Origin of the sequence: Streptomyces sp. NPDC097640 (genome assembly GCF_040302705.1) — a bacterium.
Lineage (GTDB): Bacteria > Actinomycetota > Actinomycetes > Streptomycetales > Streptomycetaceae > Streptomyces.
On record NZ_JBEOSB010000008.1, the window covers coordinates 165431 to 189171 of the forward strand.

23 protein-coding genes and 2 tRNA genes are annotated in these 23741 nt (G+C 71.9%); 15 read left to right on the plus strand and 10 right to left on the minus strand.

Features of this window, described 5'->3' with window-relative positions; genetic code table 11:
* Positions 1–76: 76 nt before the first annotated feature.
* Together ABTY62_RS14585 and ABTY62_RS14590 are read left to right on the plus strand one after the other, a co-directional pair.
* On the plus strand, positions 77–439 hold the full coding sequence (locus ABTY62_RS14585; RefSeq protein ID WP_043486847.1) for a WhiB family transcriptional regulator: 363 nt from the start codon (positions 77–79) through the stop codon (positions 437–439).
* Positions 436–744, plus strand: a complete 309-nt coding sequence (locus ABTY62_RS14590) for a putative WhiB-interacting protein (protein WP_352129754.1) — start codon at positions 436–438, stop codon at positions 742–744. The genes ABTY62_RS14585 and ABTY62_RS14590 overlap by 4 nt, the downstream gene beginning before the upstream one ends.
* A gap of 72 nt (positions 745–816) precedes the next feature.
* Here ABTY62_RS14590 and ABTY62_RS14595 read toward each other — a convergent pair whose 3' ends face one another.
* Both ABTY62_RS14595 and ABTY62_RS14600 read right to left on the minus strand, forming a co-directional pair.
* Positions 817–2304 (minus strand): ABC1 kinase family protein, encoded by a 1488-nt coding sequence (locus tag ABTY62_RS14595; protein WP_352129755.1) that lies wholly within the window; start codon positions 2302–2304, stop codon positions 817–819.
* A 76-nt stretch (positions 2305–2380) separates the two neighbouring features.
* A complete protein-coding gene (locus tag ABTY62_RS14600; RefSeq protein WP_352129932.1) occupies positions 2381–3523 on the minus strand; it encodes a ThiF family adenylyltransferase in 1143 nt (380 codons plus the stop codon).
* A 189-nt stretch (positions 3524–3712) separates the two neighbouring features.
* On the opposite strand from ABTY62_RS14600, the gene ABTY62_RS14605 reads away from it, so the two are divergent.
* The 4 genes from ABTY62_RS14605 (at position 3713) to ABTY62_RS14620 (ending at position 7605) form a co-directional block, all read left to right on the plus strand.
* Entirely contained in the window at positions 3713–4327 is a 615-nt protein-coding gene (locus tag ABTY62_RS14605) for a M48 metallopeptidase family protein (protein ID WP_352129756.1), read from the plus strand.
* 107 nt (positions 4328–4434) lie between these two features.
* The gene (locus tag ABTY62_RS14610) at positions 4435–6135 is read left to right on the plus strand and encodes a TerD family protein (RefSeq protein ID WP_352129757.1); all 1701 of its coding nucleotides are present in this window, start codon (positions 4435–4437) and stop codon (positions 6133–6135) included.
* Positions 6136–6145: 10 nt separating this feature from the next.
* Positions 6146–6829, plus strand: a complete 684-nt coding sequence (locus ABTY62_RS14615; RefSeq protein ID WP_311729744.1) for an AIM24 family protein — start codon at positions 6146–6148, stop codon at positions 6827–6829.
* Positions 6830–6846: 17 nt separating this feature from the next.
* On the plus strand, positions 6847–7605 hold the full coding sequence (locus tag ABTY62_RS14620; RefSeq protein WP_352129758.1) for an AIM24 family protein: 759 nt from the start codon (positions 6847–6849) through the stop codon (positions 7603–7605).
* Between the two features lie 87 nt (positions 7606–7692).
* On the opposite strand, the gene ABTY62_RS14625 is transcribed toward ABTY62_RS14620, so the two are convergent.
* Both ABTY62_RS14625 and ABTY62_RS14630 read right to left on the minus strand, forming a co-directional pair.
* The gene (locus ABTY62_RS14625; RefSeq protein WP_352129759.1) at positions 7693–8220 is read right to left on the minus strand and encodes an NUDIX hydrolase; all 528 of its coding nucleotides are present in this window, start codon (positions 8218–8220) and stop codon (positions 7693–7695) included.
* Positions 8217–9677 (minus strand): zinc-dependent metalloprotease, encoded by a 1461-nt coding sequence (locus tag ABTY62_RS14630; RefSeq protein ID WP_352129760.1) that lies wholly within the window; start codon positions 9675–9677, stop codon positions 8217–8219. Before ABTY62_RS14630 ends, ABTY62_RS14625 begins: the two co-directional genes overlap by 4 nt.
* Positions 9678–9867: 190 nt before the next feature.
* On the opposite strand from ABTY62_RS14630, the gene ABTY62_RS14635 reads away from it, so the two are divergent.
* The 4 genes from ABTY62_RS14635 to ABTY62_RS14650 all read left to right on the plus strand — a co-directional run bounded on the left by ABTY62_RS14635 (position 9868) and on the right by ABTY62_RS14650 (position 13148).
* The gene (locus ABTY62_RS14635; RefSeq protein ID WP_385348433.1) at positions 9868–11001 is read left to right on the plus strand and encodes an SDR family oxidoreductase; all 1134 of its coding nucleotides are present in this window, start codon (positions 9868–9870) and stop codon (positions 10999–11001) included.
* Between the two features lie 74 nt (positions 11002–11075).
* The gene (locus tag ABTY62_RS14640) at positions 11076–11534 is read left to right on the plus strand and encodes a molybdenum cofactor biosynthesis protein MoaE (protein WP_352129761.1); all 459 of its coding nucleotides are present in this window, start codon (positions 11076–11078) and stop codon (positions 11532–11534) included.
* A 276-nt stretch (positions 11535–11810) separates the two neighbouring features.
* Entirely contained in the window at positions 11811–11981 is a 171-nt protein-coding gene (locus ABTY62_RS14645) for a hypothetical protein (protein ID WP_311729750.1), read from the plus strand.
* Positions 11982–12059: 78 nt separating this feature from the next.
* On the plus strand, positions 12060–13148 hold the full coding sequence (locus tag ABTY62_RS14650) for a YlbL family protein (RefSeq protein ID WP_352129762.1): 1089 nt from the start codon (positions 12060–12062) through the stop codon (positions 13146–13148).
* A gap of 77 nt (positions 13149–13225) precedes the next feature.
* Here the strand turns inward: ABTY62_RS14650 and ABTY62_RS14655 are convergent, their stop codons facing one another.
* Positions 13226–13792 (minus strand): PPA1309 family protein, encoded by a 567-nt coding sequence (locus ABTY62_RS14655; protein ID WP_352129763.1) that lies wholly within the window; start codon positions 13790–13792, stop codon positions 13226–13228.
* A 133-nt stretch (positions 13793–13925) separates the two neighbouring features.
* Between ABTY62_RS14655 and ABTY62_RS14660 the strand changes: the two genes are divergently transcribed.
* The 4 genes from ABTY62_RS14660 to ABTY62_RS14675 all read left to right on the plus strand — a co-directional run bounded on the left by ABTY62_RS14660 (position 13926) and on the right by ABTY62_RS14675 (position 19220).
* On the plus strand, positions 13926–16916 hold the full coding sequence (locus ABTY62_RS14660) for a UPF0182 family membrane protein (protein WP_352129933.1): 2991 nt from the start codon (positions 13926–13928) through the stop codon (positions 16914–16916).
* Between the two features lie 75 nt (positions 16917–16991).
* Positions 16992–17065, plus strand: a tRNA-Met gene (locus tag ABTY62_RS14665).
* Between the two features lie 182 nt (positions 17066–17247).
* A complete protein-coding gene (locus tag ABTY62_RS14670; protein ID WP_352129764.1) occupies positions 17248–19038 on the plus strand; it encodes a tetratricopeptide repeat protein in 1791 nt (596 codons plus the stop codon).
* 105 nt (positions 19039–19143) lie between these two features.
* Positions 19144–19220, plus strand: a tRNA-Met gene (locus ABTY62_RS14675).
* Positions 19221–19316: 96 nt separating this feature from the next.
* Here the strand turns inward: ABTY62_RS14675 and ABTY62_RS14680 are convergent.
* The 3 genes from ABTY62_RS14680 to hisN form a co-directional block, all read right to left on the minus strand.
* A complete protein-coding gene (locus tag ABTY62_RS14680) occupies positions 19317–19733 on the minus strand; it encodes a Fur family transcriptional regulator (RefSeq protein WP_352129765.1) in 417 nt (138 codons plus the stop codon).
* A gap of 114 nt (positions 19734–19847) precedes the next feature.
* Positions 19848–20249, minus strand: a complete 402-nt coding sequence (locus tag ABTY62_RS14685) for a CBS domain-containing protein (protein ID WP_311729855.1) — start codon at positions 20247–20249, stop codon at positions 19848–19850.
* Positions 20250–20491: 242 nt separating this feature from the next.
* Complete coding sequence (hisN, locus tag ABTY62_RS14690; protein ID WP_352129766.1) at positions 20492–21286, minus strand: histidinol-phosphatase; 795 nt, start codon at positions 21284–21286, stop codon at positions 20492–20494.
* A 156-nt stretch (positions 21287–21442) separates the two neighbouring features.
* On the opposite strand from hisN, the gene ABTY62_RS14695 reads away from it, so the two are divergent.
* A complete protein-coding gene (locus ABTY62_RS14695) occupies positions 21443–22066 on the plus strand; it encodes a TetR/AcrR family transcriptional regulator (protein ID WP_352129767.1) in 624 nt (207 codons plus the stop codon).
* 204 nt (positions 22067–22270) lie between these two features.
* Here the strand turns inward: ABTY62_RS14695 and ABTY62_RS14700 are convergent, their stop codons facing one another.
* Together ABTY62_RS14700 and rsgA are read right to left on the minus strand one after the other, a co-directional pair.
* Positions 22271–22594, minus strand: coding sequence for a DMT family transporter (locus ABTY62_RS14700; RefSeq protein ID WP_311729757.1), 324 nt, complete (start codon positions 22592–22594; stop codon positions 22271–22273).
* Positions 22595–22732: 138 nt separating this feature from the next.
* Positions 22733–23740 (minus strand): ribosome small subunit-dependent GTPase A, encoded by a 1008-nt coding sequence (rsgA, locus tag ABTY62_RS14705; RefSeq protein WP_352129768.1) that lies wholly within the window; start codon positions 23738–23740, stop codon positions 22733–22735.
* Position 23741: the final 1 nt, after the last annotated feature.

The window sequence follows — 23741 nt, forward strand, 5'->3', positions numbered from 1 at the left end:
CACCGGGATCCGCGGCCCTTTTGATTTGCCCGCGTCCGGCCACCAGCCGGACCGAAAAGACGAGGAACTGACGACCGTGCAACTCAAGGCACACACGCCGTCCGTAGCGACCGACCTGATCCCCCCGCCCGACCCTTCGGAGGACTCCTTGACCCCGCTTACCGCCCTCACCGAGTTGGATGAGGCCATCGAGAACCTCGGCGTGGCCGTACCGTGCCGCTCCTACGACCCGGAAGTCTTCTTCGCCGAGTCCCCGGCCGACGTCGAGTACGCCAAGTCGCTCTGTCAGACCTGCCCGCTGCGTGAGGCCTGCCTCGCCGGGGCCAAGGACCGCCGTGAGCCCTGGGGTGTGTGGGGTGGCGAGCTCTTCGTCCAGGGCGTCGTCGTCGCCCGGAAGCGGCCGCGTGGTCGCCCGCGCAAGAACCCGGTCATGGCATGAACGCCACCGGCACCATCGATCGCCCAGCGACGCACGACCCGATGAAACAGGTCCCGATGACCCCGTCCGTCTCCGACACCTCAGCCCGCAACACTTCGGGTGCGACCGAGTCGCGCCAGAACAGGACCCGTGAAATGCAACTCATCCCAGAAGCCCTGGCCCGTGCGCATATGCGTGAACGACTGCACGAGGCCGAGTCTCAACGCAGCGCGCTCCGGCTCGTAGCCGCGCGGCGGATGCAGCGCCGTGCGGAGCGCGCCTCGCTCCGCGCCCGCCGCGCTCTGGCCATGGCGGTCATGCAGTAACACAGGGGGGATACGAAGGGGCCGGTCCGATCGGACCGGCCCCTTCGGCTGTCCGCCATGAGGGCGGACGCTTCAGGCAGATGCCTCGGCCGTCTTCCCGGGCACCTCAGCGACGATCTCCGACGGACCCTCGTCCGCTTCCTCCGCCTCTGTGGTCTCGACGGCCTCGACCGTCTCGTGCGCCTCTGCTGCTTCTTCTGAGGATTCGGTGTACTCCTCGTCTCGCTCGGCGAAGCCGGACACCCAGTCCTCGAGCTCATTGCGCAGCCGCACCTCCGCGCCCAGCTGGCACAGCACCCCGATCGTGCTCAGGCACACCCGGTGGATCAGCAGATAGGCGGGCGGCAGATTGAGCTGGTTGCCCAGCTCATAGACCGGCGAGCGGCGATCGGCCACCCGCGCCGCCTGGCGGCGCAGCCACTGGCGGTCGAAGGTGAACTCCTCCACCTGGGCCGGCTCCAGCATGGGCAGCAGGAAGTCCAGCAGCGCCTCTGGGTCGAGCTCGATGGTCGGCTTGACGAACCCCTCGCCGCGCAGCAGGTCATAGACCCCCTGGGCATCGCCCTCCAGCGCCATCCGCAGGGCGATGCCGATGGGCTCGGGAAGCCCGCCCGGGAGCCGGTCCATCGAACCGAAGTCCAGCACCCCCAGCTTCCACTTCTCCGGCGGCCCGTCCGGGGCGTCACCGGTCAGCAGCCGGAAGTTGCCCGGGTGCGGGTCGGCGTGCAGCAGCCCGGTGCGGGAGGCGCCCGAGAAGAGGAAGCGCGCGAGCAGCTGTCCGGCCCGGTCCCGTTCCTCGGGCGTGCCCTCGGCTATCACCTCGGAGAGCGGTATGCCGTCCAGCCATTCCGTGATCAGCACCTGGTCGCTCTGGTGCACCACCTGCGGGACCACCACGTCCGGATCGTCCGCGTACTCCTCGGCGTGGATGCGCTGAGAGCCGGCCTCCAGCTCGTAGTCCAGCTCCTCCGACACCCGCTCGCGCAGCTCGGCGATGAGCGGCTTGACATCCAGGCCGGGCACCAGCGGCCCCAAGACTCGGGCAAAACGGCTCAATTGGTTCAAGTCGGATATCAGCGCCTCGCCCGCGCCCGGGTACTGCACCTTGACCGCGACCGTGCGCCCGTCGTGCCACACCGCCCGGTGCACCTGCCCGATCGAGGCGGACGCCGCGGGCTTGTCGTCGAACTCGGCGAACAGCTCGCGCCACTCCGGGCCCAGCCGCTGCTCCAGCGCGCCGTGCACCGTGCGGGTCGGCATGGGCGGCGCCGCCTCCTGGAGCTTGGTCAGCGCCGCCCGATAGGGCTTGGCTATCTCTTCCGGCAGCGCCGACTCGAAGACCGACATGGCCTGGCCGAGCTTCATCGCACCGCCCTTGAGCTCGCCGAGCACCTTGAACATCTGCTCCGCGGTGCGCTGTTGCACCTCCCGCGCGACGATCTCCGCCGGCCGTCCCCCTATCCGCTTCCCCAGACCCCAGGTGGCGCGCCCGGCGAACCCCAAGGGCAGCGTCGCCAGCTTGGCGGTACGGGTGATCGCCTTGCGCGGCAGATCGGACATGCGCCCCTCCAACTACAGCTGAGCCATTCCCGGGAGGTGGCCCCCGGGCCCCCGTCGCCCACTTGGCGGACGCCGGTCACCCGGACATTGTCGCGTGCGGCTCCTCGGCAACCGAGGCATATACCGCATCAGTCCGCTCCGCCGCACCGCAGCCGCATTCCGCATGGGGCTCGATCCGCCGCATGTCCCAGGTGAGAGCCGGTAGCGCCGCCTCCAACCGGGCTCCGGCGGCGGCCGGCAGCCGCCCGTCCAGAAATCCCAGCGCATGCACGGCCGTGACCCCCGCGACCACCGTGGCCAATGCGGTGTCGCAGGCCCAGGTGGGCCGGCGGCGGCCGGACCGCCACTGCGCCAGCATCCTCGGCCAGGCCGGCTCCCGCTCGGCGCGCCCCGCCGCGACGCACCCCGCACACGGGGTGATCCCCGGGCACACCAGCGGCCCGACCACCCCCGTCGCCTCCAGCACCCCCGCGTACAGATGAGGTGTCCCCGAGGCCAGCAGCGGCCCGGCCTCCGCCGGATCCGGTGCATAGGCCGCGAGCCCGTCGCGCGGGGCGAACACCACCAGGCTCAGCCCCGGCTCGCCCGAGGGCATCGGCCCCGCCGCCGGCCGGCGCGGCATCGGCCCCGGCGCGGACCGCCGCACCAGGCCGCGCACCGCCGCGTCCCGCCGCTCCCCGATCCGCTCGGGCGGCAGCCCGCCGGGCGTCACATCCCACGGCTCGACACAGCCGCCGTCCACCACATCGACCCGCCCGACCCCCGAGGCCGACAGCAGCGCCGCCACCGCCGCCCCGACCCGGCCCGCGCCCCTCACCTGCACGCGCATCGCACCGCGCGCGGCCAGCAGCCGCGCCCCGGCCCCCGGCTCGGGACACAGCACCGACAGCGCCGCCAGATCGGGCCGCAGCCGATCGAGGGCCGCCCCGCGGCCCCAGGCCGCGGCCGCCCGCTCACCGCCCTCCACCGGGTCGTCGAGCAGACCGGCCGCCGCCAGCCGCTCCACCAGCGCGTCGGCCCGCCCCTCCGGCAACCCCAGGGCCCTGGCCTCCTCCCGCAGCAGCGGCAGCCCGCGCGTGCCGTCCAGCAGCTCCAGAAAGCTGCCCGTCGCCGTGTCCAGCGGCCCCACCACCACCGCATGCGCCCGGGCCACCCCGAACTGCACGGTGTCCCGGCTTCGCCAGCCGCGCCGCAGCGCGGGCTTGAGCATCGGATGCATCGCCACCCCCGTGGTCACAGTCCCCGTCTCCGAACTGCACCCAGCTTGCGCGACCCCGCCACGCCGCCGCCGAAAGTTGTCCACAGCCCCGGGGGATAGTCGTACAAGCGATGACCACGGTGGAGTGGTTCGCCCCGCGACCCGGTGCGCGGCGGGACTTCCCCGGCTGCCAGCGGGTAACGTCAAGGGGTGTCTGCCGACCGTTCCCCCCGTCTCGCCGGGGAGACTTCTTCGCACAGCGCCGCCAGGACGCGCGGCGCCCAGAGCCCGCCCGGCCGGGGCCCGGGCGCGGTCGAGGTCCGCCGGAGCACACGGCGGCGCAGAACGGTCTCGGCGTACCGCGAGGGCGACCGCACCATCGTCCTGATCCCCGCCCGCATGTCCGAGGCGGAGGAGCAGCGCTGGGTCGGGGTGATGCTCGACAAGCTCGCCGCGCAGGAGAGCAAGCGGATGCTCGGCGACACGGAGCTCGCGGACCGCGCCGAGTGGCTGTCCGAGCAGTACCTGGCGGGGCGGGCCCGCCCCGCCACCGTCCGCTGGGTCACCAACCAGAACACCCGCTGGGGGTCGTGCACCCCGTCCGAGGGCAGCATCCGGCTCTCGCACCGCCTCCAGGGGATGCCGGAGTACGTGGTGGACTACGTCCTCGTCCACGAGCTGGCCCATCTGCTGGTGCCCGGCCACGGCCGGCGCTTCTGGCAGCTGCTGGAGTCGTATCCACGGACCGAGCGGGCGCGGGGGTATCTGGAGGGCGTGGTGGCCGCGGGAAGACTGCCGCACCTCCCCCCGGCCCCGGCCGAGTAGTCACCGGAACCACACGTCGCTCCCCGGCGTCGCTCCTTCTCGGCGGCAGCGGTTAGCCTGGCGCGCAATGCATTCTCCGCTATCGGGATGGGGGACGGTCGTTACGTATGGCCAGGGAATTCCAACGCGGCCACAAGGCCAAGCTCAGTGATCTGACCGCGGGGAGGGATCTGTATGTCGGTGTGCAGATCGCCGGGCCCGGCCTGACCTTCGACATCAGCTGCTTCGGCCTCGACGCCGACGAACGGCTGTCGGACGACCGCTACTTCATCTTCTTCAACCAGCCCAAGTCCCCCGAGGAAGCGATCCAGCAGCTCGGGGCGCAGGCCGGCGACGCCGAGTCGTTCCGCGTCACCCTCGACGGCATCCCGGCCCACATCCACAAGCTCTCCTTCACCGCCACCATCGACGGCGCGGGCCAGATGTCCCAGGTCGGCCCCGGCTACATCCGGGTCGTCGCGGGCGGCGAGGAGGTCGTCCGCTACGCCTTCACCGGCGCGGAGTTCAGCACCGAACGCGCCGTGATGCTCGGTGACTTCTACCTCAAGGACGTGTGGCGGTTCGCCGCGGTGGGCCAGGGCTTCGACGGCGGCCTCGACGCGCTCCTCCAGAACTTCGGCGGCGAGGTCGCCGAGGAGGAGCCCGCCCCCGCCCAGGGCGCGGCCCCCGGCTTCGCGCCGCCCGGCCAGGCCGCCCCCGCGCCGGGCTTCGCGCCCCCGGCGGGCTCGCCCCCGGCCGCCGCGCCGCAGCCCGCCCCGGACTTCGGCCCGCCGCAGCCCGCACCGCAGGCCCCGCAGCCCGCGCCCGCGCAGGGCTTCGCGCCGCCGCCCGGCAGCACGCCCCCTCCGGTGGCCCCCAACCCGCCGCAGATGCACGCGGCACAGACCATCGCCGCGCCGATCGTGCCCCCCGGCCAGGTGCCGCCGCCCGGCCAGGTGCCGCCCCCGGGCCAGCCCGCGCCGTACCCCGGCCAGCCGCAGTTCGGCCAGCAGCCGCAGTTCGGCCAGCCGCCGGGCCAGATGCCCCCGGCCCCCGCCCCGTACGGCCAGCCCGGCCAGCCCGCCCCGTACCCCGGCCAGCCCGCCCCGTACCCCGGCCAGCCCGCCCCGTACGGCCAGCCGGCCCAGCCGCAGGGCGGCGGCGCCGCCCCCGGCGTCCAGGCCGCGCTCGCCAAGTACCGCGAGGCGCCCACCGGCCAGCGCTGGACGCCGCAGAACCCCCGGCTCATCCGGGCCGACCTCGGCGTCGGCGGCCAGCCGGTCCTGGCCCGCCAGGGCTCGATGGTGCTCTACCAGGGCAAGGTCGACTTCAGCTACAAGGGCGCCGGCTTCCGCGGCCGGATCACGGGCAACGCGACCGGCCAGGAGATGCAGCTGATGCGCTGCACCGGCCAGGGCCAGGTCTTCCTCGCCGAGGATGCCGCCGAACTCCACCCCATCGAGCTCCAGGGCGACGCGATCTGCGTGTCCGCCGAGAGCGTGCTGGCCTTCGACGAGGGGCTGCACCACGAGGTGCGCCGGATCGAGGGCCACGGGATCCCCGGCGGCGCGCTGTTCACCATGCAGTTCCAGGGCACCGGGACCGTCGTCGTGAAGACCCTGGGCACGCCCGTCGTGCTGCCGGTCACCCCCACGACCTTCGCCGACGCCAACGCCGTCGTCGCCTGGTCCGCCGCCTCACAGGTGATCATCTCCAGCCAGGTGCGGCTGCGCCGCAACGCCTACCCCGGCCACAGCGGGGAGACCGTGAACCTCCAGTTCCGCGGTGCGCCCGGCAACTTCATCGTCGTCCAGCCCTACGAGGTCTAAAGGGACCGCCATGGACCAGCAACTGATCAACGGTTACGCGCCGGCCCCGGTCTCCGCCCGAATGGAGAACCACGGCAGCAGCATGCTCAAGGTCGCCATGCAGAGCGGCCAGGACCTCTTCGCCCGCACCGGCTCGATGGTCGCGTACGAGGGCTTCATCCAGTACGAGCCCAACCCGCCCGCGGTGCGCCAGATGGCCTCCCAGTGGTTCACCGGGGAGGGCGCCCCGCTCATGAAGTGCAGCGGCGACGGCCTGCTCTATCTCGCCGACTACGGCGCGGACGTCGTGTGCGTCAACCTCAACGGCGACTCGCTGTCGGTGAACGGGACCAATCTGCTCGCCTTCGACGCCCACCTCCAGTGGGGCGTCGAGCGGGTCAAGGGCATCGCCAAGTTCGCCGGGCAGGGCCTGTTCAACGTGGGCGTCTCCGGCACCGGCTGGGTCGCCCTGACCTCCCGGGGCACCCCCATCGTGGTCGACTGCGGCCGCGGCGAGGACGAGACCTATGTGGACCCGGACGCACTCGTGGCCTGGTCCACCAACCTCAAGGTGAAGGGGAAGCGCAGCTTCAAGGCGTCGTCCCTGATCGGCCGGGGCAGCGGCGAGGCCTACCAGCTCGGTTTCTCCGGGCAGGGCTTCGTCGTCGTCCAGCCCAGCGAGGACAGCACTGACCGGCTCCGGGCGCGGGGCTGAGGGGGAGCGAAGACACCATGCAGAGCCCGCTTTTCGGCTTCACCGAGGCCCAGACCCAGGACCGCTACGCGCTTCAGAACCCGCAGCTGCTGCGGGTCGCCCTCAACGGCCATGAGGACGTACTGGCCCGCAAGGGCGCCATGGTCGCCTACCAGGGGCTGATCGAGTTCGACGGCGAATACCAGACGCAGGGGCAGCAGCGCGCCCGGGCCCGCACCGGCGAGGCGCTGGACCTGATGCGCTGCTCCGGCCAGGGCACCGTCTACCTGGCCAACCTCGCGCAGCACGTCCACGTCCTGGATGTGGACCACGAGGGGCTGACCGTCGACAGCGCCTATGTGCTCGCGCTCGACTCCACCCTGCACTGGGAGTCGATCGCGGTGGACAGCCAGTACGGCATCTCCGGCTCGGGGAAGTACAACCTCAACATCTCCGGCCGCGGCAAAGTGGCCCTGATGACCTCGGGCCAGCCGCTGATGATGCAGGTCACCCCCGACAAGTACGTCAATGTGGACGCGGACGCCATCGTCGCCTGGTCCACCTCGCTGCGGGTCCAGATGCAGGCCCAGACGCACTCCAGCGGAGTGTGGCGGCGCCGCGGCAACACGGGGGAGGGCTGGGAGCTCAGCTTCCTCGGCCAGGGCTATGCGCTGGTGCAGCCCAGCGAGCTGCTGCCGCCGCAGAACGCGACGATCGGCGGCGGGGCGGCCGCCCAGTTCGGCATGGGCCAGCAGGGCGCCCGTGGGCAGAACCAGGGCAACATCTTCAGCAACTGACGGCCACCGACGGCCGCTGATGCCGGCCGACGGCAGTCGACGCCCCGGGTGTGGCGGCCCGGGGCCCGCCGTACCCGCGCGCTTCCCTCACACCAGCGCGCGGGTACGGGCCACCAGGCGGTGCACCGACTCGTCGGCCACGCCCGCCACCTCGTCATAGCCGAACCAGCGCAGATCCAGCGACTCCTCGCTGATCGCCGCGACCGCGCCCCGCGGGGCCAGCGCCGCGTACTGCACATCCAGGTGCCAGGCGCACGGCGTCCGATGGCGGTCGAGACGCACCGGGCCGCCCGGCAGCAGCGTCAGCCCCTCGATCCCGGACTCCTCGGTGGCCTCGCGCAGCGCCGCGCCCGCCAGGGTGGCGTCCTCGGGCTCGCAGTGGCCGCCCATCTGGAGCCACATCTTCAGTTTGCGGTGCAGCGTCAGCAGGACCCGCTCCTGGGACGGGTCGATCACCAGCGCGCTGGCCGTGATGTGCCCGTCCTGGCAGGCCTTCCACATGCCGTCCGGATACGCGGCCAGATGGTCGCCGTAGTCCTGCCGCAGCCGCTCCTGCGTGGCGTCCGGCGCGGGCCACTCGCGCAGCACGCGCGCCGCGTCCTGGTGCAGACTCACCGGCCGCTCTCGCCCTTGCCGCCGTCCTTGTCGCCGCCGTCCCCCTCGTCCTGGGCGTCCTGGGCGCCGCCGGCCTGCTGAGGGCCGCCGGTGCCCTTCTCGCCGCCCGCGGCCTCGCCGAGCATCTTGTCCAGCTCGGAGAAGTCCAGCTGCTCGCGGTGGACGAAGCCGTCCGGGTCGTCCAGGTCCTCGGCCGTCGGCAGCATGTCGGGGTGCGCCCACAGCCCGTCGCGCCCGTCCACACCGCGGGCGTCGGTCAGCGAGGCCCACAGCCGCGAGGCGTCGCGCAGCCGGCGCGGCCGCAGCTCCAGGCCGATCAGCGTGGCGAAGGTCTGCTCGGCGGGGCCGCCGCTCGCCCGGCGCCGCCGCAGCGTCTCGCGCAGGGCGTCGGCCGACGGCAGATGGGGCGCCGCGGCGGCGTGCACCACCGCGTCCACCCAGCCCTCGACGAGCGCCAGGGCGGTCTCCAGACGCGCCAGCGCGGCCTTCTGGGCCGGGGTGTCCTCCGGCTGGAACATGCCCTGCTGGAGCGCCTCCTGTAGCTGCTCCGGGTGGGTCGGGTCGAGCTGGCCGACCGCGTCCTCCAGCTTCGCGGTGTCGACCTTGATCCCGCGGGCGTACCCCTCGACCGCGCCGAACAGATGCGAGCGCAGCCACGGCACATGCGAGAACAGCCGCTGGTGGGCGGCCTCGCGCAGCGCCAGGTACAGCCGGACCTCCTCCTCGGGGACGCCGAGCCCGGAGCCGAACGCAGCGATGTTGATCGGGAGCAGCGCAGCCTTGCCCACGGGGCCCAGGGGCAGCCCGATGTCCGTTGAGCCGACGACCTCGCCGGCCAGCACGCCCACCGCCTGCCCGATCTGGGTGCCGAACATCGCGCCACCCATGGAGCGCATCATCCCGAGCAGCGGGCCGGCCATGGCCTGCATCTCCTCGGGGAGCACATCGCCCATGGCGGCGCCGACCCGCTCAGCGACCGGGTCCACCAGGTCCTTCCACACCGGCAGCGTGGCCTCGACCCACTCGGCGCGGCTCCAGGCCAGCGCGGTGCCCGAGCCGGAGGGCAGCGACGTGACGCCGTCCAGCCACAGGTCGGCCAGGCGGAGGGCCTCCTGGACCGCGGCGCGCTCGGCCGGGCCGACGCTCGAGTCCTTGGTGCCGTCCGCCGTGCCGCGCGCCACCGTCTGCCGCGCGATGTCCTTGGCCATGTCCCAGTTCACCGGGCCGCCCTCATAGGAGAGCATCTGGCCCAGCTGCTGGAAGGCCGCGCCCAGGTCGCCCGGGTTCAGCGACCCGAACATCGCGGCGAACGGATTCTCACCGCCGCCACCGCCCGCGCCGAACCCGAACGGATTCGCGGGGCCCTGACTGCCGCCGTGGCCGCCCTTCTTCTTGCCGTCGTCGCCGTCATCCGGCTCCTCCGGCGGGAGGCCGAATCCGAATGGGGTGTCACTCACGGGTTCCCTCGGCTCGTAGGGCCGCCGGCCCGGGCCGGCGGCGAATGCCTTGCATCACCACCCAGCCTAGACACCTCGCCGGTTTGCGGGCTCAGTGCTTCGCTGATAGCGGGCCTGCGGCAGGATGGACGTCACCTGGTACGTATGCGTCAGTGCGCTGCGTACTGAAGACAACCGCTGGAGACGCCCGGTGAGTTCCCCAGACCGAGAAGTTCGCGCCGCTGACCGAGAAATTCGCGCAGCGCGAAACGATACGCCGCGCACCGCGCGACGCCCCGTCGTCGCGGTCACCGGCGCCGCGTCGGGCGCCGGAGCCCTGCTCACGCAGCGGCTCGCCGAATCCGACGAGATCAAGCACGTCCTGGCCATCGACGAGCGCCGCGGCGAGGTGACCGAGGCGCAGTGGCATGTCCTGGACGTGCGCGACCCGGCCATCGCCGAGAAGCTGAGGGGCGCCGACGTCGTCGTCCACCTCGCCGTCGACCTCGACCTGGGCACCGATCCGGCCGCCCGTACGGCCTACAACGTGCGCGGCACCCAGACCGTCCTGACCGCCGCCGCGGCCGCCGGGGTGCGCCGCGTGGTGCTGTGCACCTCCGCGATGGTCTACGGGGCGTTGCCCGACAACGACGTGCCGCTCGCCGAGGACGCGGAGCTGCGCGCCACGGCCGAGGCCACCGGTGTCGGGGACCTGCTGGAGATCGAGAGGCTCGCCCAGCGCGCGCCCAGGGCCCACCCCGGGCTGAACGTCACCGTCGTACGCCCCGCCATCCTGGTCGGCGGCACGGACACGGCGCTCACCCGCTACTTCGAGTCGCCGCGCCTCCTGGTGGTCGCCGGATCCCGGCCCACCTGGCAGTTCTGCCATGTCGAGGACCTGGTCGAGGCGCTGGAGTACGCCGCCCTGGAGAAGGTCGAGGGCGAGCTGGCGGTCGGCTGCGACGGGTGGCTGGAGCAGGAGGAGATCGAGGAGCTGTCGGGCATCCGGCGGATGGAGCTGCCCTCCGCGGTCGCCCTGGGCGCGGCCTCCCGGCTGCACCGGCTGGGCCTGACCCCGTCCCCGGCGGGCGACCTGGCGTACACCATGCACCCCTGGGCGGTCAGCGGCAGCAGGCTGCACGAGGCGGGCTGGCGCCCGCGGTGGACCAATGAGGAGGTCCTCGCCGAGCTGCTGGAGGAGGTCTCCGGGCGCCACACGGTCGCCGGGCGGCGGCTCGGCCGCAAGGACGCCGCCACGACGCTGGGCGCCGCCGGCGCGACGGTGGCCCTGGTGGGCACCGCGGCGATCGTCCGCCGCGCCCGTAGGGCACGCCGCAGGGCCTGAGCGGAAACCATGTTCCGCCATCCGGCAAGATCCGGCATTCCGTGGAGTGCGTGCGGTGGGGCACGATGGGGCGCATGGGACGTAGGTACGACCATCCGGGCGAGCTCGCGGCCGCCGATCCGATCCGCCTGCTCGCGATCCGTGACACCCCCCTGTCCGTCGACGAGGTGTTCGAGGCGGTCGGCGACGCCGCCGCGGGGGGCACCGCGCTGTTCGTCGGCACGGTGCGCGACCACGACGGAGGCGCCGACGTGGGCGCCCTCGGCTACTCGGCCCACCCGTCCGCCGAGGCGGAGCTGCGCCGGGTGGCCGAGAAGGTCGCGGCGGACTTCCCGGTGCGGGCGCTCGCGGCGGTGCACCGGGTCGGGGACCTCGCGATCGGGGACCTGGCCGTGGTCGTGGCCGTGGCCTGCCCGCACCGGGCCGAGGCCTTCGCGGCCTGCCGCCGCCTGATCGACGACCTCAAGAGCGAGGTCCCCATCTGGAAGCACCAGACCTTCAGCGACGGCACCGATGAATGGGTGGGCGCGTAGCGCCTCGTTGGGGGGTGGTGGTCGGGTGACGGGTGGGCGGGTGGGCGCGTAGCGCCTCCGTGGGGGGTGGTGGTCGGGTGACGGGTGGGCGGGTGGGGGCGTAGTGCCTCGTTGAGGGGGGCGCGTAAGGGGCGCTTAGGGCGGGCGGGTGGAGGTGTACCGCTGAAGGATGTACTCCGGTTGCGTAACCCGCACCCTGCCCCGAGCGTTGACATGGCGGAGGATTAATCTGCTCATCTGTCAGTCGCGGTTGTGTCATGGGGATGGGAGGCCGCTATGAGTGTGCTTCTGTGGTTGCTCATTCCGGTTCTTGCCGCACTGGCCGCCGTGCTCTATACGGGCTGGGCCTCGCGCACCCGCAAGACCGGGGACGTTGCCGAGCTCGCCGGGTACGCGCGGTTCCGTGAGGCGATGGAACGCGCACATTCCGATTCGGACGCCGCCTAGTCGTCGCCGCCCTCGGCCGTCGGCTCGTACGGACGGCCCGGGCGGTGCACTGACGGGCGTGTCCCGTACTGTCGTTCCATGCCACGCCGCACCGCGACGATGCTCGCTTCCCTCCTGATGCTGATCGCGCTGCTGTGCGCCGGGCTGCTGATCCCGGTGCCGTACTCCGAGATGTCGCCGGGGCCGACCTACAACACCCTGGGGTCGCACGAGGGCGAGTGCGTGCTTCAGATCTCCGGCCAGAAGGGCTGTGAGACCACCGGCGGGCATCTGAACATGACGACGGTGCGCGTCACCGGCTCCGAGTACAAGATGAACCTCGTGGAGGCCGTCTACGGCTGGCTGGCGCATGACGAAGTGGTGGTGCCGCACAGCACGCTCTACCCGGACGACAAGACGGCGGACGAGGTGAACCAGGAGAACGCGGAGGAGTTCACCCAGTCCCAGGAGAGCGCGAAGGTGGCGGCGCTCAGGCAGCTGGGCAAGAAGGTCAAGGCCCACGTCATCGTGGCCCGCGTGGAGCGGGACAAGCCGGCCCAGGGCAAGCTGCACGCGGGTGATGTGATCAAGGAGGTGGACGGCTCGCCGGTGCGCAGCGCTGAGGACGTCGCCAAGCTGATCACCAAGCACAAGCCCGGCGAGAAGGTGGTCTTCACGGTCGTCCCGGCCAAGGACGCGGCCGCGGCGGAGAAGCAGAACAAGGAGGCCACGCGCCGCGAGTCGGTCACCGTCACCACCGAGAAGGCGAAGGACGGGCGGGCGATCGTCGGCATCGGGCCCGGAGTCGACTACACCTTCCCGCTGAAGATTGACATCAAGCTGGCCGACGTGGGCGGGCCGAGCGCCGGGCTCATGTTCGCGCTGGGCATCGTGGACCGGCTGTCGCCGGGGGACCTGACCGGCGGCAAGTTCATCGCGGGCACGGGCACCATCGACGACATGGGTACCGTCGGCCCGATCGGCGGGATCCAGATGAAGACCATCGGCGCGCGGAAGGCGGGCGCGGAGTACTTCCTCACGCCCCAGGAGAACTGCGCGGCGGCCGCCGCGGACAAGCCCGGCGGCCTCACGCTGGTGAAGGTGCACACCCTCGACGGGGCGATGAAGGCCCTGAAGCAGATCCGCGCGGGGGACACCGCCGCACTGCCCAAGTGCGCCAAGGGCTGAGCCCGGGCGGGGGCTGAGCGGAGGCCCGAGGCCCCCGCAGCCCCGGGCCGCCCAGGCCCGCCCCGGTCCCGCGGCCGTCAGTCGGCGAAGGTGGCGGACAGCGCCTCGGCCAGCCCCGGCACCAGGTCGGCGCCGGTGAGCACGTCGGTGGGCGAGTCCTTCTCGCGCAGCCGCACCGCCGCGTCGCGCGACCCGTTCCGCAGCACCGCGACCGTCATGCGGACCTCCTGGCGGTCCGGATGCTTCGCGACCCAGGCGGCGAGCTGCTTCTCGCTCAGGTTCTGGGGCACGGAGTCCTCGGCGGACGGCGGCAGCATCAGGCGCTCGACGGTGAGTGCGCAGCCGGCCACCGCGTCGGGCCAGGCGATGGTGGCCAGGAACTCGTCCAGGGGGGTGCCGGCGGGCAGCTCGTCCTGCTCGATGGGGGTGAGGGTGGCGGCCTCCGTGGTGCCGGTCTCCTCGTCGAGCCCGAGCTGGGCGGCCAGGCCGGGCTCCTGTTGGCGCAGCCGCGCGGTGTCGACGAGGGCGAAGAGGCGGGCCGGGCGGTCCCAGCCGAGCCCGGCGGCGTACTCGTCGATCTCGAGGACGGCACGGGTCAGCGGATTGGCGGCCAGGGGCCCGGAGGAAGGGGGAACGTTCGACATGGGTCATATCGTGCCCTGATCGGACCCGGAAACGGGAACTGAGTAAAGCCTGGGTAAGTTGCTCCATTGGGTCCTACTGCCCGGACCCGCTCAGTCGACAGCGAACTTCGAGGTGCACACCTTGGCTTTCCAGATGCCGGACCGCGGCGGAGGCCCGACAGGGCCGCGGATCAGAGTCGGCCGACCGTCCCGGCGAGTCCGGACCCTGCTCATGACCCTGGGTGTGCTGGCCGTGCTGGCCATGCTCTTCGTCATGTTCGCGGGGTATTGGACCGACTGGCTCTGGTACCGCTCGGTCCATTACTCCTCGGTCTTCACCACCACCCTGTGGACCAAGATCGGTCTGTTCTTCGTCTTCGGCCTGCTGATGTCCCTGGCCGTCGGCGTCAACATCTGGCTGGCGCACCGGCTGCGGCCGCCGCTGAGCGCGATGTCGCTGGAACAGCAGAGCCTGGACCGCTACCGCATGGGCATCGCGCCCTACAAGAAGTGGGTGCTGCTGGCGATCACCGTGGTGGTCGGGCTGATCGCGGGAGCTTCCGCGTCCAGCCAGTGGCGTACCTGGCTGCTGTGGGTCAACGGCGTGCCGTTCCACCAGTACGACCCGCAGTTCCACCTGGACGTCAAGTTCTACGCCTTCGACCTGCCCTGGTACCGCTTCCTGCTGAGCTTCGGCTTCGCGGCGACGGTGCTCTCGCTGGTCGCCGCCGCGCTGGTGCACTACCTCTACGGAGGGCTGCGCGTCACCAGCCCGGGCGCCCGCGCGACCGGCGCGGCCACCGGCCATCTGTCGGTGCTGCTGGGCATCTTCGTCAGCCTCAAGGCCGTGGCGTACTGGCTCGACCGGTACGGGCTCGCGGTGAAGTCGAGCGACTTCAAGTCGTCCAGCAACTGGACCGGTCTGCGCTATGTGGACGCCCACGCCTATCTGCCCGCGAAGACGATCCTCTTCTGCATCGCGGCGATCTGCGCCGTGCTGTTCTTCGCGACGCTGTGGCGGCGCACCTGGCAGCTGCCTGTCATCGGCTTCGGCCTGATGGTGCTGTCGGCGATCCTGATCGGCGGGCTCTACCCGGCGATCGTGCAGAAGTTCCAGGTCCAGCCCAATGAGCAGGCCAAGGAAACGCCGTACATCAAGAAGAACATCGAGGCCACGCGCAAGGCGTACGGCATCGACGAATCCACGGTGACGGACTACAAGGGCGAGGCGCCCAAGGACGCGGACCGCAAGCAGCTGCGCGCCGACGCCGACACCACGGCGAGCCTGCGGCTGCTCGACCCGAATGTGGTCTCCCCGACCTTCCAGCAGCTCCAGCAGGTCAAGGACTACTACGGCTTCCCGTCCACCCTGGACGTGGACCGTTACAAGACCCCGGACGGCAAGGACCAGGACACCGTCATCGGTCTGCGCGAGCTGAACGTGAGCGGTATCCCCGAGCACAACTGGATCAACGACCACTTCAAGTACACCCATGGGTACGGCGCGGTCGCGGCCAAGGGCACCACGACGTCCCAGACGCGGCGCGGCGCTCCGGACTTCATAGAGGAGGACCTGCCGTCCCAGGGCCAGCTCCCGAAGTACGAGCAGCGCATCTACTACGGCGAGAAGACCACCCAGTACTCGATCGTCGGCGGTCCGCAGAAGGAGCTGGACTACTCCAGCGACAAGGGTGAGAAGACCTACCGGTACCAGGGCGACAGCGGCGTCAAGCTGTCCAACCCGATCACCCGCGCGGCGTACGCGCTGACCTTCAGCGAGCCCCAGATCCTGTACTCCGGGGCCATAGGGGACGGTTCGCGGATCCTCTACAACCGCACGCCCAAGGAGCGCGTCGAGGCGGTCGCCCCGTGGCTGACCATCGACGGCGACGCCTACCCGGCGGTGGTCGACGGCCGGGTCAAGTGGATAGTGGACGCCTACACGACGACGGACGGCTATCCGTACGCGTCGCGCACGACGCTCGGCGACACGACGGCGGACTCGCTCAACGACCACGACGGCGAGCGGTCGGTGGTCGCGCAGCAGAACAAGGTCAACTACATCCGGAACTCGGTCAAGGCGACCGTCGACGCGTACGACGGCAAGGTCACGCTCTACGAGTGGGACACCAAGGACCCGGTGCTGAAGACCTGGAAGAAGGCGTTCCCGGGCACGGTCAAGCCGAAGAGCGCGATCAGCGGCAGCCTGATGGAGCATCTGCGCTATCCGCAGGACCTGTTCAAGGTGCAGCGCGAGCTGCTCACCCGCTACCACGTCACCAACCCGGTGACGTTCTACAGCGGCAGTGAGGTGTGGCAGGTCCCGGACGACCCGACCAACAAGGGCACGTCGGTACCGCCGTACTACCTGAGCATGAAGATGCCGGACCAGAAGGAACAGACCTTCTCGCTGACGACGACGCTCACGCCCAAGGGCCGGGACAACCTCGGTGCCTTCGTGGCGGTGGACGCGGATTCGGAGAGCAGCGGCTACGGCAAGATCAGAATCCTGAAACTGCCGTCCAATACCGGTGTGGCCGGTCCACAGTTGGTGCAGGCCAAGTTCAACTCCGATGACAAGATCGCCGAAACGCTCAACATTCTCAAGCGGGGCGATTCGGATATCGAGTACGGCAATCTGCTCACCGTCCCGCTCGGCGGCGGCCTGCTGTACGTGGAGCCGGTCTACCTGCGCGGCGCCAGTACCGACCTTCCGCTGCTGCGGCAGGTGCTGGTCAGCTACGGGGACAAGACCGCCTTCGAGAGCTCGCTCAGCAAGGCGCTGGACGTGGTCTTCGGCCAGAGCGAACCATCCGACTCCCCGGGTGGCCAGGACGGCGGCGGTGGCGGTGGCGGCGGCGGTGGCGACACCTCCAAGCCGCCGGCGGCCGGTAACGCCACGGTCGAGCAGGCCCTGAAGGACGCCCAGAAGGCGTACGAGCAGGCCCAGGAGGCGCTCAAGAAGGACCCGCAGGACTGGGAGGCCTACGGCAAGGCCCAGCAGGACCTGAAGGACGCGCTGGACCGGGCCGCCAAGGCCGAGGAGAAGGCGGCCGAGAAGAAGGGCCAGAGCCAGGACGGCGGACAGCAGGACCAGAAGCAGGGTCAGTCCGCCGACGACAAGGCGAGACGGGAAGACGCCTGAGTTGACGCCCCGGCCGCTCGGGTGAATATCCGGGCGGCCGCCACTCCGCGCCGTGGTAACCTTGAGAAACAACGGCGCGGGGTGGAGCAGCTCGGTAGCTCGCTGGGCTCATAACCCAGAGGTCGCAGGTTCAAATCCTGTCCCCGCTACTGACAGACAAGGCCCGGATTCGAAAGGATCCGGGCCTTGTCGTGTGTCCGCCGGACGTCTACCCAAGGAATCGCGATACAAGCGTTTGGGTTGTCTCTCTGTGGGCATGTCGACAAAACGCTGAAGTGACCTCATCGGCTGCGGTATACCAAGGTGTACCCGGGTTGCAGGTGATGCCACGATGGAATTTATGGGGGACAGGGTCAGTCTGTTGGAGACAGGGCGTTTTGCGCACACTCACGACGATGCCGAGGAGGAGACCCGGCACCGCCGGGCCGCCGAGTCCGGCGACATCGCGTCGATGAGCGCCCTGGGCGCACTGCTGCTGCGCCGCGGCGACCTCGACGGTGCCGAGGCACAGCTGCGCGCGGCCACCGCCGCGGGCGACCGGGCCGCTGCCAACAACCTCGGTGTCCTCCTCCATCAGCGCGGCTACGCGGACGAGGCGGCCGGCTGGTGGCGCATCGCCGCCGTCGCCGGGTCCGCCGCCGCGGCCCACGCCCTCGGCCGCCACCACCGCGAGCGTGGCGACGAGCCCGCCGCCGAGTACTGGCTGCGCCAGTCCGCCGAGTCCGGCCACGCCCTGGGCGCGTACGCCCTCGGCGACCTGCTGGAGCACCGCACCGACATCGGCGCCGAGCGCTGGTTCCGGTCCGCCGCGGAGCGCGGCCACCGAGAGGCCTCGTACCGCCTCGCCCGCATCCTCGACAAGCGCGAGGACGAGGCCGTCAGAGGCCGCGCCGGTCCCGGCGCCGAGTCGGAGGCCGAGAAGTGGTACCGGCAGGCCGCCGCGCGCGGCCACCGCCGCGCCGCGCTCCACCTCGGCACGCTCCTGGAGAAGCGCGGCGAGATCCAGGAGGCGGGCCGCTGGTACCTGACGTCCGCCAAGGACGGCGAGGCCCGCGCCGCCTGCGCGCTCGGCTTCCTGCTGCGTGACGCGGGCGACACCGACAGCGCCGCCGTCTGGTGGCACCGCGCCGCCCAGGACGGCGACGGCAACGCGGCCAACGCGCTGGGCGCCCTGCACGCCGACCGCGGTGAGACCCAGACCGCCGAGCGCTGGTACCGCACCGCCCTGGACGCCGGGGACATCAACGGCGCGTACAACCTCGGGCTGCTCTGCGCCGAGCAGGGCCGCGCCGCGCAGGCCGAGCAGTGGTACCGCCGCGCCGCCTACGCGGGGCACCGCGAGGCCGCCAACGCGGTGGCCGTCATGCTGCTCCAGCGCTCCGACGCGGCCGGCGCCGAGCCCTGGTTCTCCAAGGCCGCCGAGGCCGGGAGCGTGGACGCCGCGTTCAACCTGGGCATCCTGTACGCCGGGCGGGGCGAGGAGCGGGCCGCCCACCAGTGGTACGAGCGGGCCGCCGCCGCCGGGCACACCGAGGCCGCGCTCCAGGTCGGCATCGTCCTGCTGCGCGAGGGCGACGGCCGCGAGGCCGAGCGCCATCTGCGCTGCGCGGCAGGGGGCGGCAGCGCCGAGGCCGCCTTCCGGCTGGGCGCGCTCCTGGACCGGCCGTCCGCCGACGGGGGCGCGCCCCGCGGGTCCCTCGGCCGCGCCGAGATGGAGCCCGCCGTGCCCGAGTACGAGGAGTGGTACGAGCGCGCCGCCCGGCAGGGCCACCGGCGCGCGCAGGTGCGCATGGGCATGCTCGCGGCCGGCCGGGGCGATGTGGTGGAGGCCGCCCGCTGGTACCGCGAGGCCGCCCAGGCCGGCAGCAGCAACGGCGCCTTCAACCTGGGCCTGCTCCTCGCCCGCGAGGGCAGCGAGCCCGAGGCCGCCCTGTGGTGGACCCGCGCCGCCGAAGCGGGCCACGGCCGCGCCGCGCTGCGCCTGGCCCTCCTGGCCGCCCGCCGGGGCGCGCTCTCCGAGGGCCAGCGGTGGTGCGCCCGGGCGGTCGAGCTGGGTCCTGCGGAGGTCGCCGAGCGCGCGGCGCGGCTGCGGGACGCCCTCCAGCAGGAGCTCACGGCGTAGCCCCGCCGTTCCCCGGCCCCCTCCTCTCTTCCCCTCCCCGCTGATCGCTCTCTGCTCGCGATTTGCCCTGGCCGTCGCCCTGTGGTTACTATTTCGACACACCGACGCGGGGTGGAGCAGCTCGGTAGCTCGCTGGGCTCATAACCCAGAGGTCGCAGGTTCAAATCCTGTCCCCGCTACCAAAGCGAAGGGCCCGGATCCTCAAGGATCCGGGCCCTTCGTGTCGCGCCCGTACGCTCTTTTCACGGCTCGGTTCGCGACCGGGCGGTCGCCTGGGGTCAGGCGGCCACGCAGTCGGGGCAGAGCCCGCGGTAGGTGACCTCGACCGCCGAGACCGCGAAGCCGAAGCGCTCCTCCGAGGGGAGGTCGGCCAGCGGGTCGCCGGAGGGGTGGACGTCGCGGATGGTGCCGCACCGCGCGCACACCAGGTGCTGGTGGGCGTGGTGGGCGTTCGGGTCGTACCGCTTGGCCCGGCCGTCCGTGCTGACCTCGATCACCTCGCCGAGCGAAACCAACTCCCCGAGGGTGTTGTATACGGTCGCGCGCGAGATCTCGGGCAGACGTCCGGCCGCGAGGGCGTGAACCTCATCGGCGGTGTAGTGCACATGGTCCCCGTCGAGGACCTCGGCGACGACGCGCCGCTGTGCCGTCAACCGCCAGCCGCGTCCCCTGAGTCGTTCCAGCAGGTCACTCATGCCATCACCTATCAGTCAGATAAGGCAAGGGTAGCAGTGGACGCGTCCATGACCAGATCTGGTATCACTCTGAAGACATTATTGAGTTAGACGTTGTCCAGAGTGGGCTTCGTCTCAGCCTGCCAGCGCTGGTGCCGGCCGCCGTGCGCCGGTCCAGCAGCGGATGATGTCGCGCACCGACACCACGCCCACGGGGTCGCCCGCGTCCAGGACGATCAGATGGCGGAAGCCGCCGTGGGACATCGCGCGCGCCGCCTCGTCGAGCGTCCACTGGGGCGCGGCGAAGACGACGTCGGAGGTGGTGTGGGCGTGGGCCGGCTCATGGTCCGGGTCCTGGCCCGCTCCCAGGGAGTTGAGGACGTCGCGCTCGGTCAGGATGCCGAGCCCGCTGGTGTCGGGGTCCAGCACGATCGCCGAGCCGACGCATCGCGCGGACATCAACCGGGCGGCCTGGCGCAGGGTGTGGGTGGGGCCGATGGTGAGCACCACTGAACTCATGGCGTCGCGGACGAGCATGGGTGGGGACATGGTCGTCGTCGCCTCCTTGGCGAATCCTTACTGCGGGGGGTTGAACGCGCGCGGGTGAACGATTGCGGGGGTGAGCGGAACCGCGGCGACTGCACAAGTTCACAAGCGCGCGGATTCACATGTTCACATGGGGGCGCGGGCGTCAACAAGGGGCGTGCGGAAGCCGATCTACCGCCTGGTGCGCCCCCGCGCTCCGGGATGTACGAGCCGGTCCGGGCCCGTCGGCGGCCCTAGCCGCCCAGATAGTTCAGCAGTTCGCCGTGCAACAGGCCGTTCGACGCCGCCGCGTCACCGCTGAGCACCCCCGGCACCCCGTCGAGCCCCGTGAAGCGGCCGCCCGCCTCCTGGACGATGACCGCGGTCGCCGCCATGTCCCACAGCGACAACTCCGGCTCGGCGCAGATGTCCACCGACCCCTCGGCGACCATCATGTACGGCCAGAAGTCGCCATAGCCGCGCGTCCGCCAGCAGGCCCGCGTCAGATCGAGGAAGCCGTTCAGCCTGCCGCGCTCCTCCCAGCCGCTGAGCGAGGAGTACGCGAACGACGCGTCCGCCAGCCGCGACACCTGCGACACCCCCAGCCGGGACGCGGACGACAGGCTCCGGCCGGTGTACGCCCCCAGCCCCTCGGCCGCCCACCAGCGGCGGCCGAGCGCGGGGGCCGACACCACCCCGACGACCGGCCGGTCGCCGCCTGCGCCGCGCTCCATGAGCGCGATCAGCGTGGCCCAGACGGGCACCCCGCGCACGTAGTTCTTGGTGCCGTCGATCGGGTCCACGATCCAGCGGCGCGGACCGCTGCCCTCGCTGCCGAACTCCTCACCCAGCACCGCGTCCCGCGGCCGGGCGCGCTGGAGCGAGGTGCGGATCAGTTCCTCGGCCGCCTTGTCGGCCTCGCTGACCGGCGTCATATCAGGTTTCGTCTCGACCTTGAGGTCGAGCGCCTTGAATCGCTCCATGGTGGTGGCGTCGGCGGCATCGGCGAGTACATGGGCGAGACGCAGGTCATCGTGGTAGTCGGGCATGGCCGAACAGTATCGATACGGATTCGGCCGATCCACACGACTACGGCCGGACGGGGGCGCCCGGGGCGTACGCCGTGGCCATTGACATCACCTGGCGGTGCGTCAATTCTGTCCGCACGTGCCGCTGAAGAGGGACGCATGGCCTGGGAGGCGACGATGCCCGCAGCACGTGAATCCTTGCTCGACGCGGCCTTCACCGCGCTCGCCGACCGCCCGTGGGCGTTGATCCGCATGGTCGATGTGGCGTTGGCGGCCGGGGTCTCGCGGCAGACGCTCTACAACGAATTCGGCAGCAAGGACGGCCTCGCGCGCGCTCTGGTGCGCCGGGAGGCGGAGGCGTATCTGACCGGCGTCGAGCGGGCGCTGTCCGGAGCGTCCGGCGCCGCCGGCCCGGACGAGCGGCTGGCGGCCGCGGTGGTCTGGACCCTGCGGGCGGCGGCCGCGAACCCTCTGGTGCGGGCGGTGCTCACCGGCTGCTGGAGCGAGCGGCTGCCCTCGCCCGCGCACGCGGGGGCGGGGGCGGGAGCCGGTACCGGTGCCGCTCCGGTGCGGCCGTCGTGGCGCCCGGACCGCCCGGACGATCCGCTGCCCTCGCCCGTCGAGGTCCTGGCCCAGATCAGGGACCGCGCGGTGCGCCTGCTGGCGGGCGACTGGCCGCAGGGCGGGGCGGCGGACCTCGGCCGGGCCTGTGAGACGGCGGCGCGCCTGGCGCTGTCGTACGTGGTCGCGCCCGTGTCGGAGGAGGAGGCGGAGAGCGCGGTACGCGGCGTCCTGGCCTAGGCCCTGTCCGGCGGACCTTGACGCCTGCGGCGGCCACGCTGCGGAGCAGCACATCGACGCAGCCCCCACCCCGCCCCTTCCCGGCCCCTGCCGATGTGCGGCTCCGCCGCGTGGGGGGCTTCGCCCCTGGACCCCGGGGCCTGGGGCGCAGCCCCAGTTGCGGGAAGGGGCGGGGAGGGGAAAGATCCGCCGGACAGGGCGGCGCTAGTGGGCCGAGCCGGAGAGCTGGAGGCCTATCACGCCGGCGATCACCAGCGTGATGGAGATGATCTTGAGCGTGGAGACCAGGTCACCGAGGAAGACCATGCCGTAGATCGCGGTTCCGGCCGCCCCGATGCCCGTCCACACCGCGTACGCCGGGCCCACGTCCAGCTTCTTCAGAGAGAGCGTCAGCAGGCCGAAGCTGCCCAGCGCGAAGGCGCAGAAGGCGATGGTCGGCCAGAGTCTGGTGAAGCCGTGCGAGAGTTTGAGACAGACGGCGAAGCCGGTTTCGAGTAGCCCGGCGACCACGACCAGCAGCCACGCCATACAAGTCCTCCCGCGCCGGTGTCGGCTGCTTCCGCCTCGCTCGCCCGGAGCCGGTCTCGCGATCTGGACCGGCCCGGTGTGATTATCCAGTTACCTCCCATGTGATGGGGGGTGGCAAACGTCGCGCGGACGGGCGGATCAGTCGCCCTCGCGCCGCTCCCGCGTGGCCAGCAGCCGCCGCAGGGAGTAGAGCCGGGCCGGGTCGGCGTGGCCGTCGGCGACCCACTGGTCCAGCGCGCAGTCCGGCTCGTCGTGGCTACAGGCCCGCGGGCAGCCCTCGGTGCCGGGCTCCAGGTCCGGGAAGGCGTGGATGACCCGCGCGGGGTCGACGTGGTGCAGCCCGAAGGACCGTACGCCCGGGGTGTCGATGACCCATCCGTCGTCGCCGGGCAGCGGCAGCGCGAGCGCGGAGGTGGTGGTGTGGCGGCCGCGGCCGGTCACCGCGTTGACCCGGCCCGTGGCCCGCTTGCGCTCCGGCACCAGGGCGTTGACCAGGGTGGTCTTGCCGACGCCCGAGTGCCCGACGAAGACCGTGACCTGGTCCGCGAGCCGCTCGCGCACCCGGTCGGCCGCGGCGCCGTCGGCCAACTCCTCGCGGTTGGTGACGACATAGGGGACGCCGAGCGGCTCGTAGGTCTCCAGGAGCGGGGCCGCCGGAGCCAGGTCGGACTTGGTGAGGACCAGCAGCGGGGAAAGACCGGCGTCGAAGGCGGCGACCAGACAGCGGTCGATCAGCCGCGGGCGCGGCTCCGGATCGGCGAGCGCGGTGACGATCGCCAGCTGGTCGGCGTTGGCCACGACCACCCGCTCGAACGGGTCGTCGTCATCGGCGGTACGGCGCAGCACCGACGAGCGCTCCTCGACCCGCACGATCCGCGCGAGGGTGTCCTTGGCCCCCGACAGATCCCCGACGACCGCGACCCTGTCCCCGACCACCACGCCCTTGCGGCCCAGCTCGCGGGCCTTCATGGCGATGATCGTGCGGTCCTCGACCAGGACGGTCAGCCGACCGCGGTCGATGGTCAGCACAAAGCCCTCGGCGGCGTCCTCGTGCTTGGGGCGGATGCTGGTGCGCGGCCGGTTGCCCTTGCGGTTGGGGCGGACCCGGACGTCGTCCTCGTCGGTGTGCTTGCCGTAGCGGCGCATG

Excerpts from the sequence above, each read along its gene's own strand:
- ABTY62_RS14590 (WP_352129754.1), top strand. The coding sequence starts at position 436 with ATGAACGCCACCGGCACCATCGATCGCCCAGCGACGCACGACCCGATG.
- ABTY62_RS14595 (WP_352129755.1), bottom strand. The coding sequence starts at position 2,304 with ATGTCCGATCTGCCGCGCAAGGCGATCACCCGTACCGCCAAGCTGGCG.
- ABTY62_RS14600 (WP_352129932.1), bottom strand. The coding sequence starts at position 3,523 with ATGCATCCGATGCTCAAGCCCGCGCTGCGGCGCGGCTGGCGAAGCCGG.
- ABTY62_RS14610 (WP_352129757.1), top strand. The coding sequence starts at position 4,435 with ATGGCCAGGGAATTCCAACGCGGCCACAAGGCCAAGCTCAGTGATCTG.
- ABTY62_RS14615 (WP_311729744.1), top strand. The coding sequence starts at position 6,146 with ATGGACCAGCAACTGATCAACGGTTACGCGCCGGCCCCGGTCTCCGCC.
- ABTY62_RS14620 (WP_352129758.1), top strand. The coding sequence starts at position 6,847 with ATGCAGAGCCCGCTTTTCGGCTTCACCGAGGCCCAGACCCAGGACCGC.
- ABTY62_RS14640 (WP_352129761.1), top strand. The coding sequence starts at position 11,076 with ATGGGACGTAGGTACGACCATCCGGGCGAGCTCGCGGCCGCCGATCCG.
- ABTY62_RS14645 (WP_311729750.1), top strand. The coding sequence starts at position 11,811 with ATGAGTGTGCTTCTGTGGTTGCTCATTCCGGTTCTTGCCGCACTGGCC.
- ABTY62_RS14650 (WP_352129762.1), top strand. The coding sequence starts at position 12,060 with ATGCCACGCCGCACCGCGACGATGCTCGCTTCCCTCCTGATGCTGATC.
- ABTY62_RS14655 (WP_352129763.1), bottom strand. The coding sequence starts at position 13,792 with ATGTCGAACGTTCCCCCTTCCTCCGGGCCCCTGGCCGCCAATCCGCTG.
- ABTY62_RS14660 (WP_352129933.1), top strand. The coding sequence starts at position 13,926 with ATGCCGGACCGCGGCGGAGGCCCGACAGGGCCGCGGATCAGAGTCGGC.
- ABTY62_RS14670 (WP_352129764.1), top strand. The coding sequence starts at position 17,248 with ATGGAATTTATGGGGGACAGGGTCAGTCTGTTGGAGACAGGGCGTTTT.
- ABTY62_RS14680 (WP_352129765.1), bottom strand. The coding sequence starts at position 19,733 with ATGAGTGACCTGCTGGAACGACTCAGGGGACGCGGCTGGCGGTTGACG.
- ABTY62_RS14685 (WP_311729855.1), bottom strand. The coding sequence starts at position 20,249 with ATGCTCGTCCGCGACGCCATGAGTTCAGTGGTGCTCACCATCGGCCCC.
- hisN (WP_352129766.1), bottom strand. The coding sequence starts at position 21,286 with ATGCCCGACTACCACGATGACCTGCGTCTCGCCCATGTACTCGCCGAT.
- ABTY62_RS14695 (WP_352129767.1), top strand. The coding sequence starts at position 21,443 with ATGCCCGCAGCACGTGAATCCTTGCTCGACGCGGCCTTCACCGCGCTC.
- ABTY62_RS14700 (WP_311729757.1), bottom strand. The coding sequence starts at position 22,594 with ATGGCGTGGCTGCTGGTCGTGGTCGCCGGGCTACTCGAAACCGGCTTC.
- rsgA (WP_352129768.1), bottom strand. The coding sequence starts at position 23,740 with ATGCGCCGCTACGGCAAGCACACCGACGAGGACGACGTCCGGGTCCGC.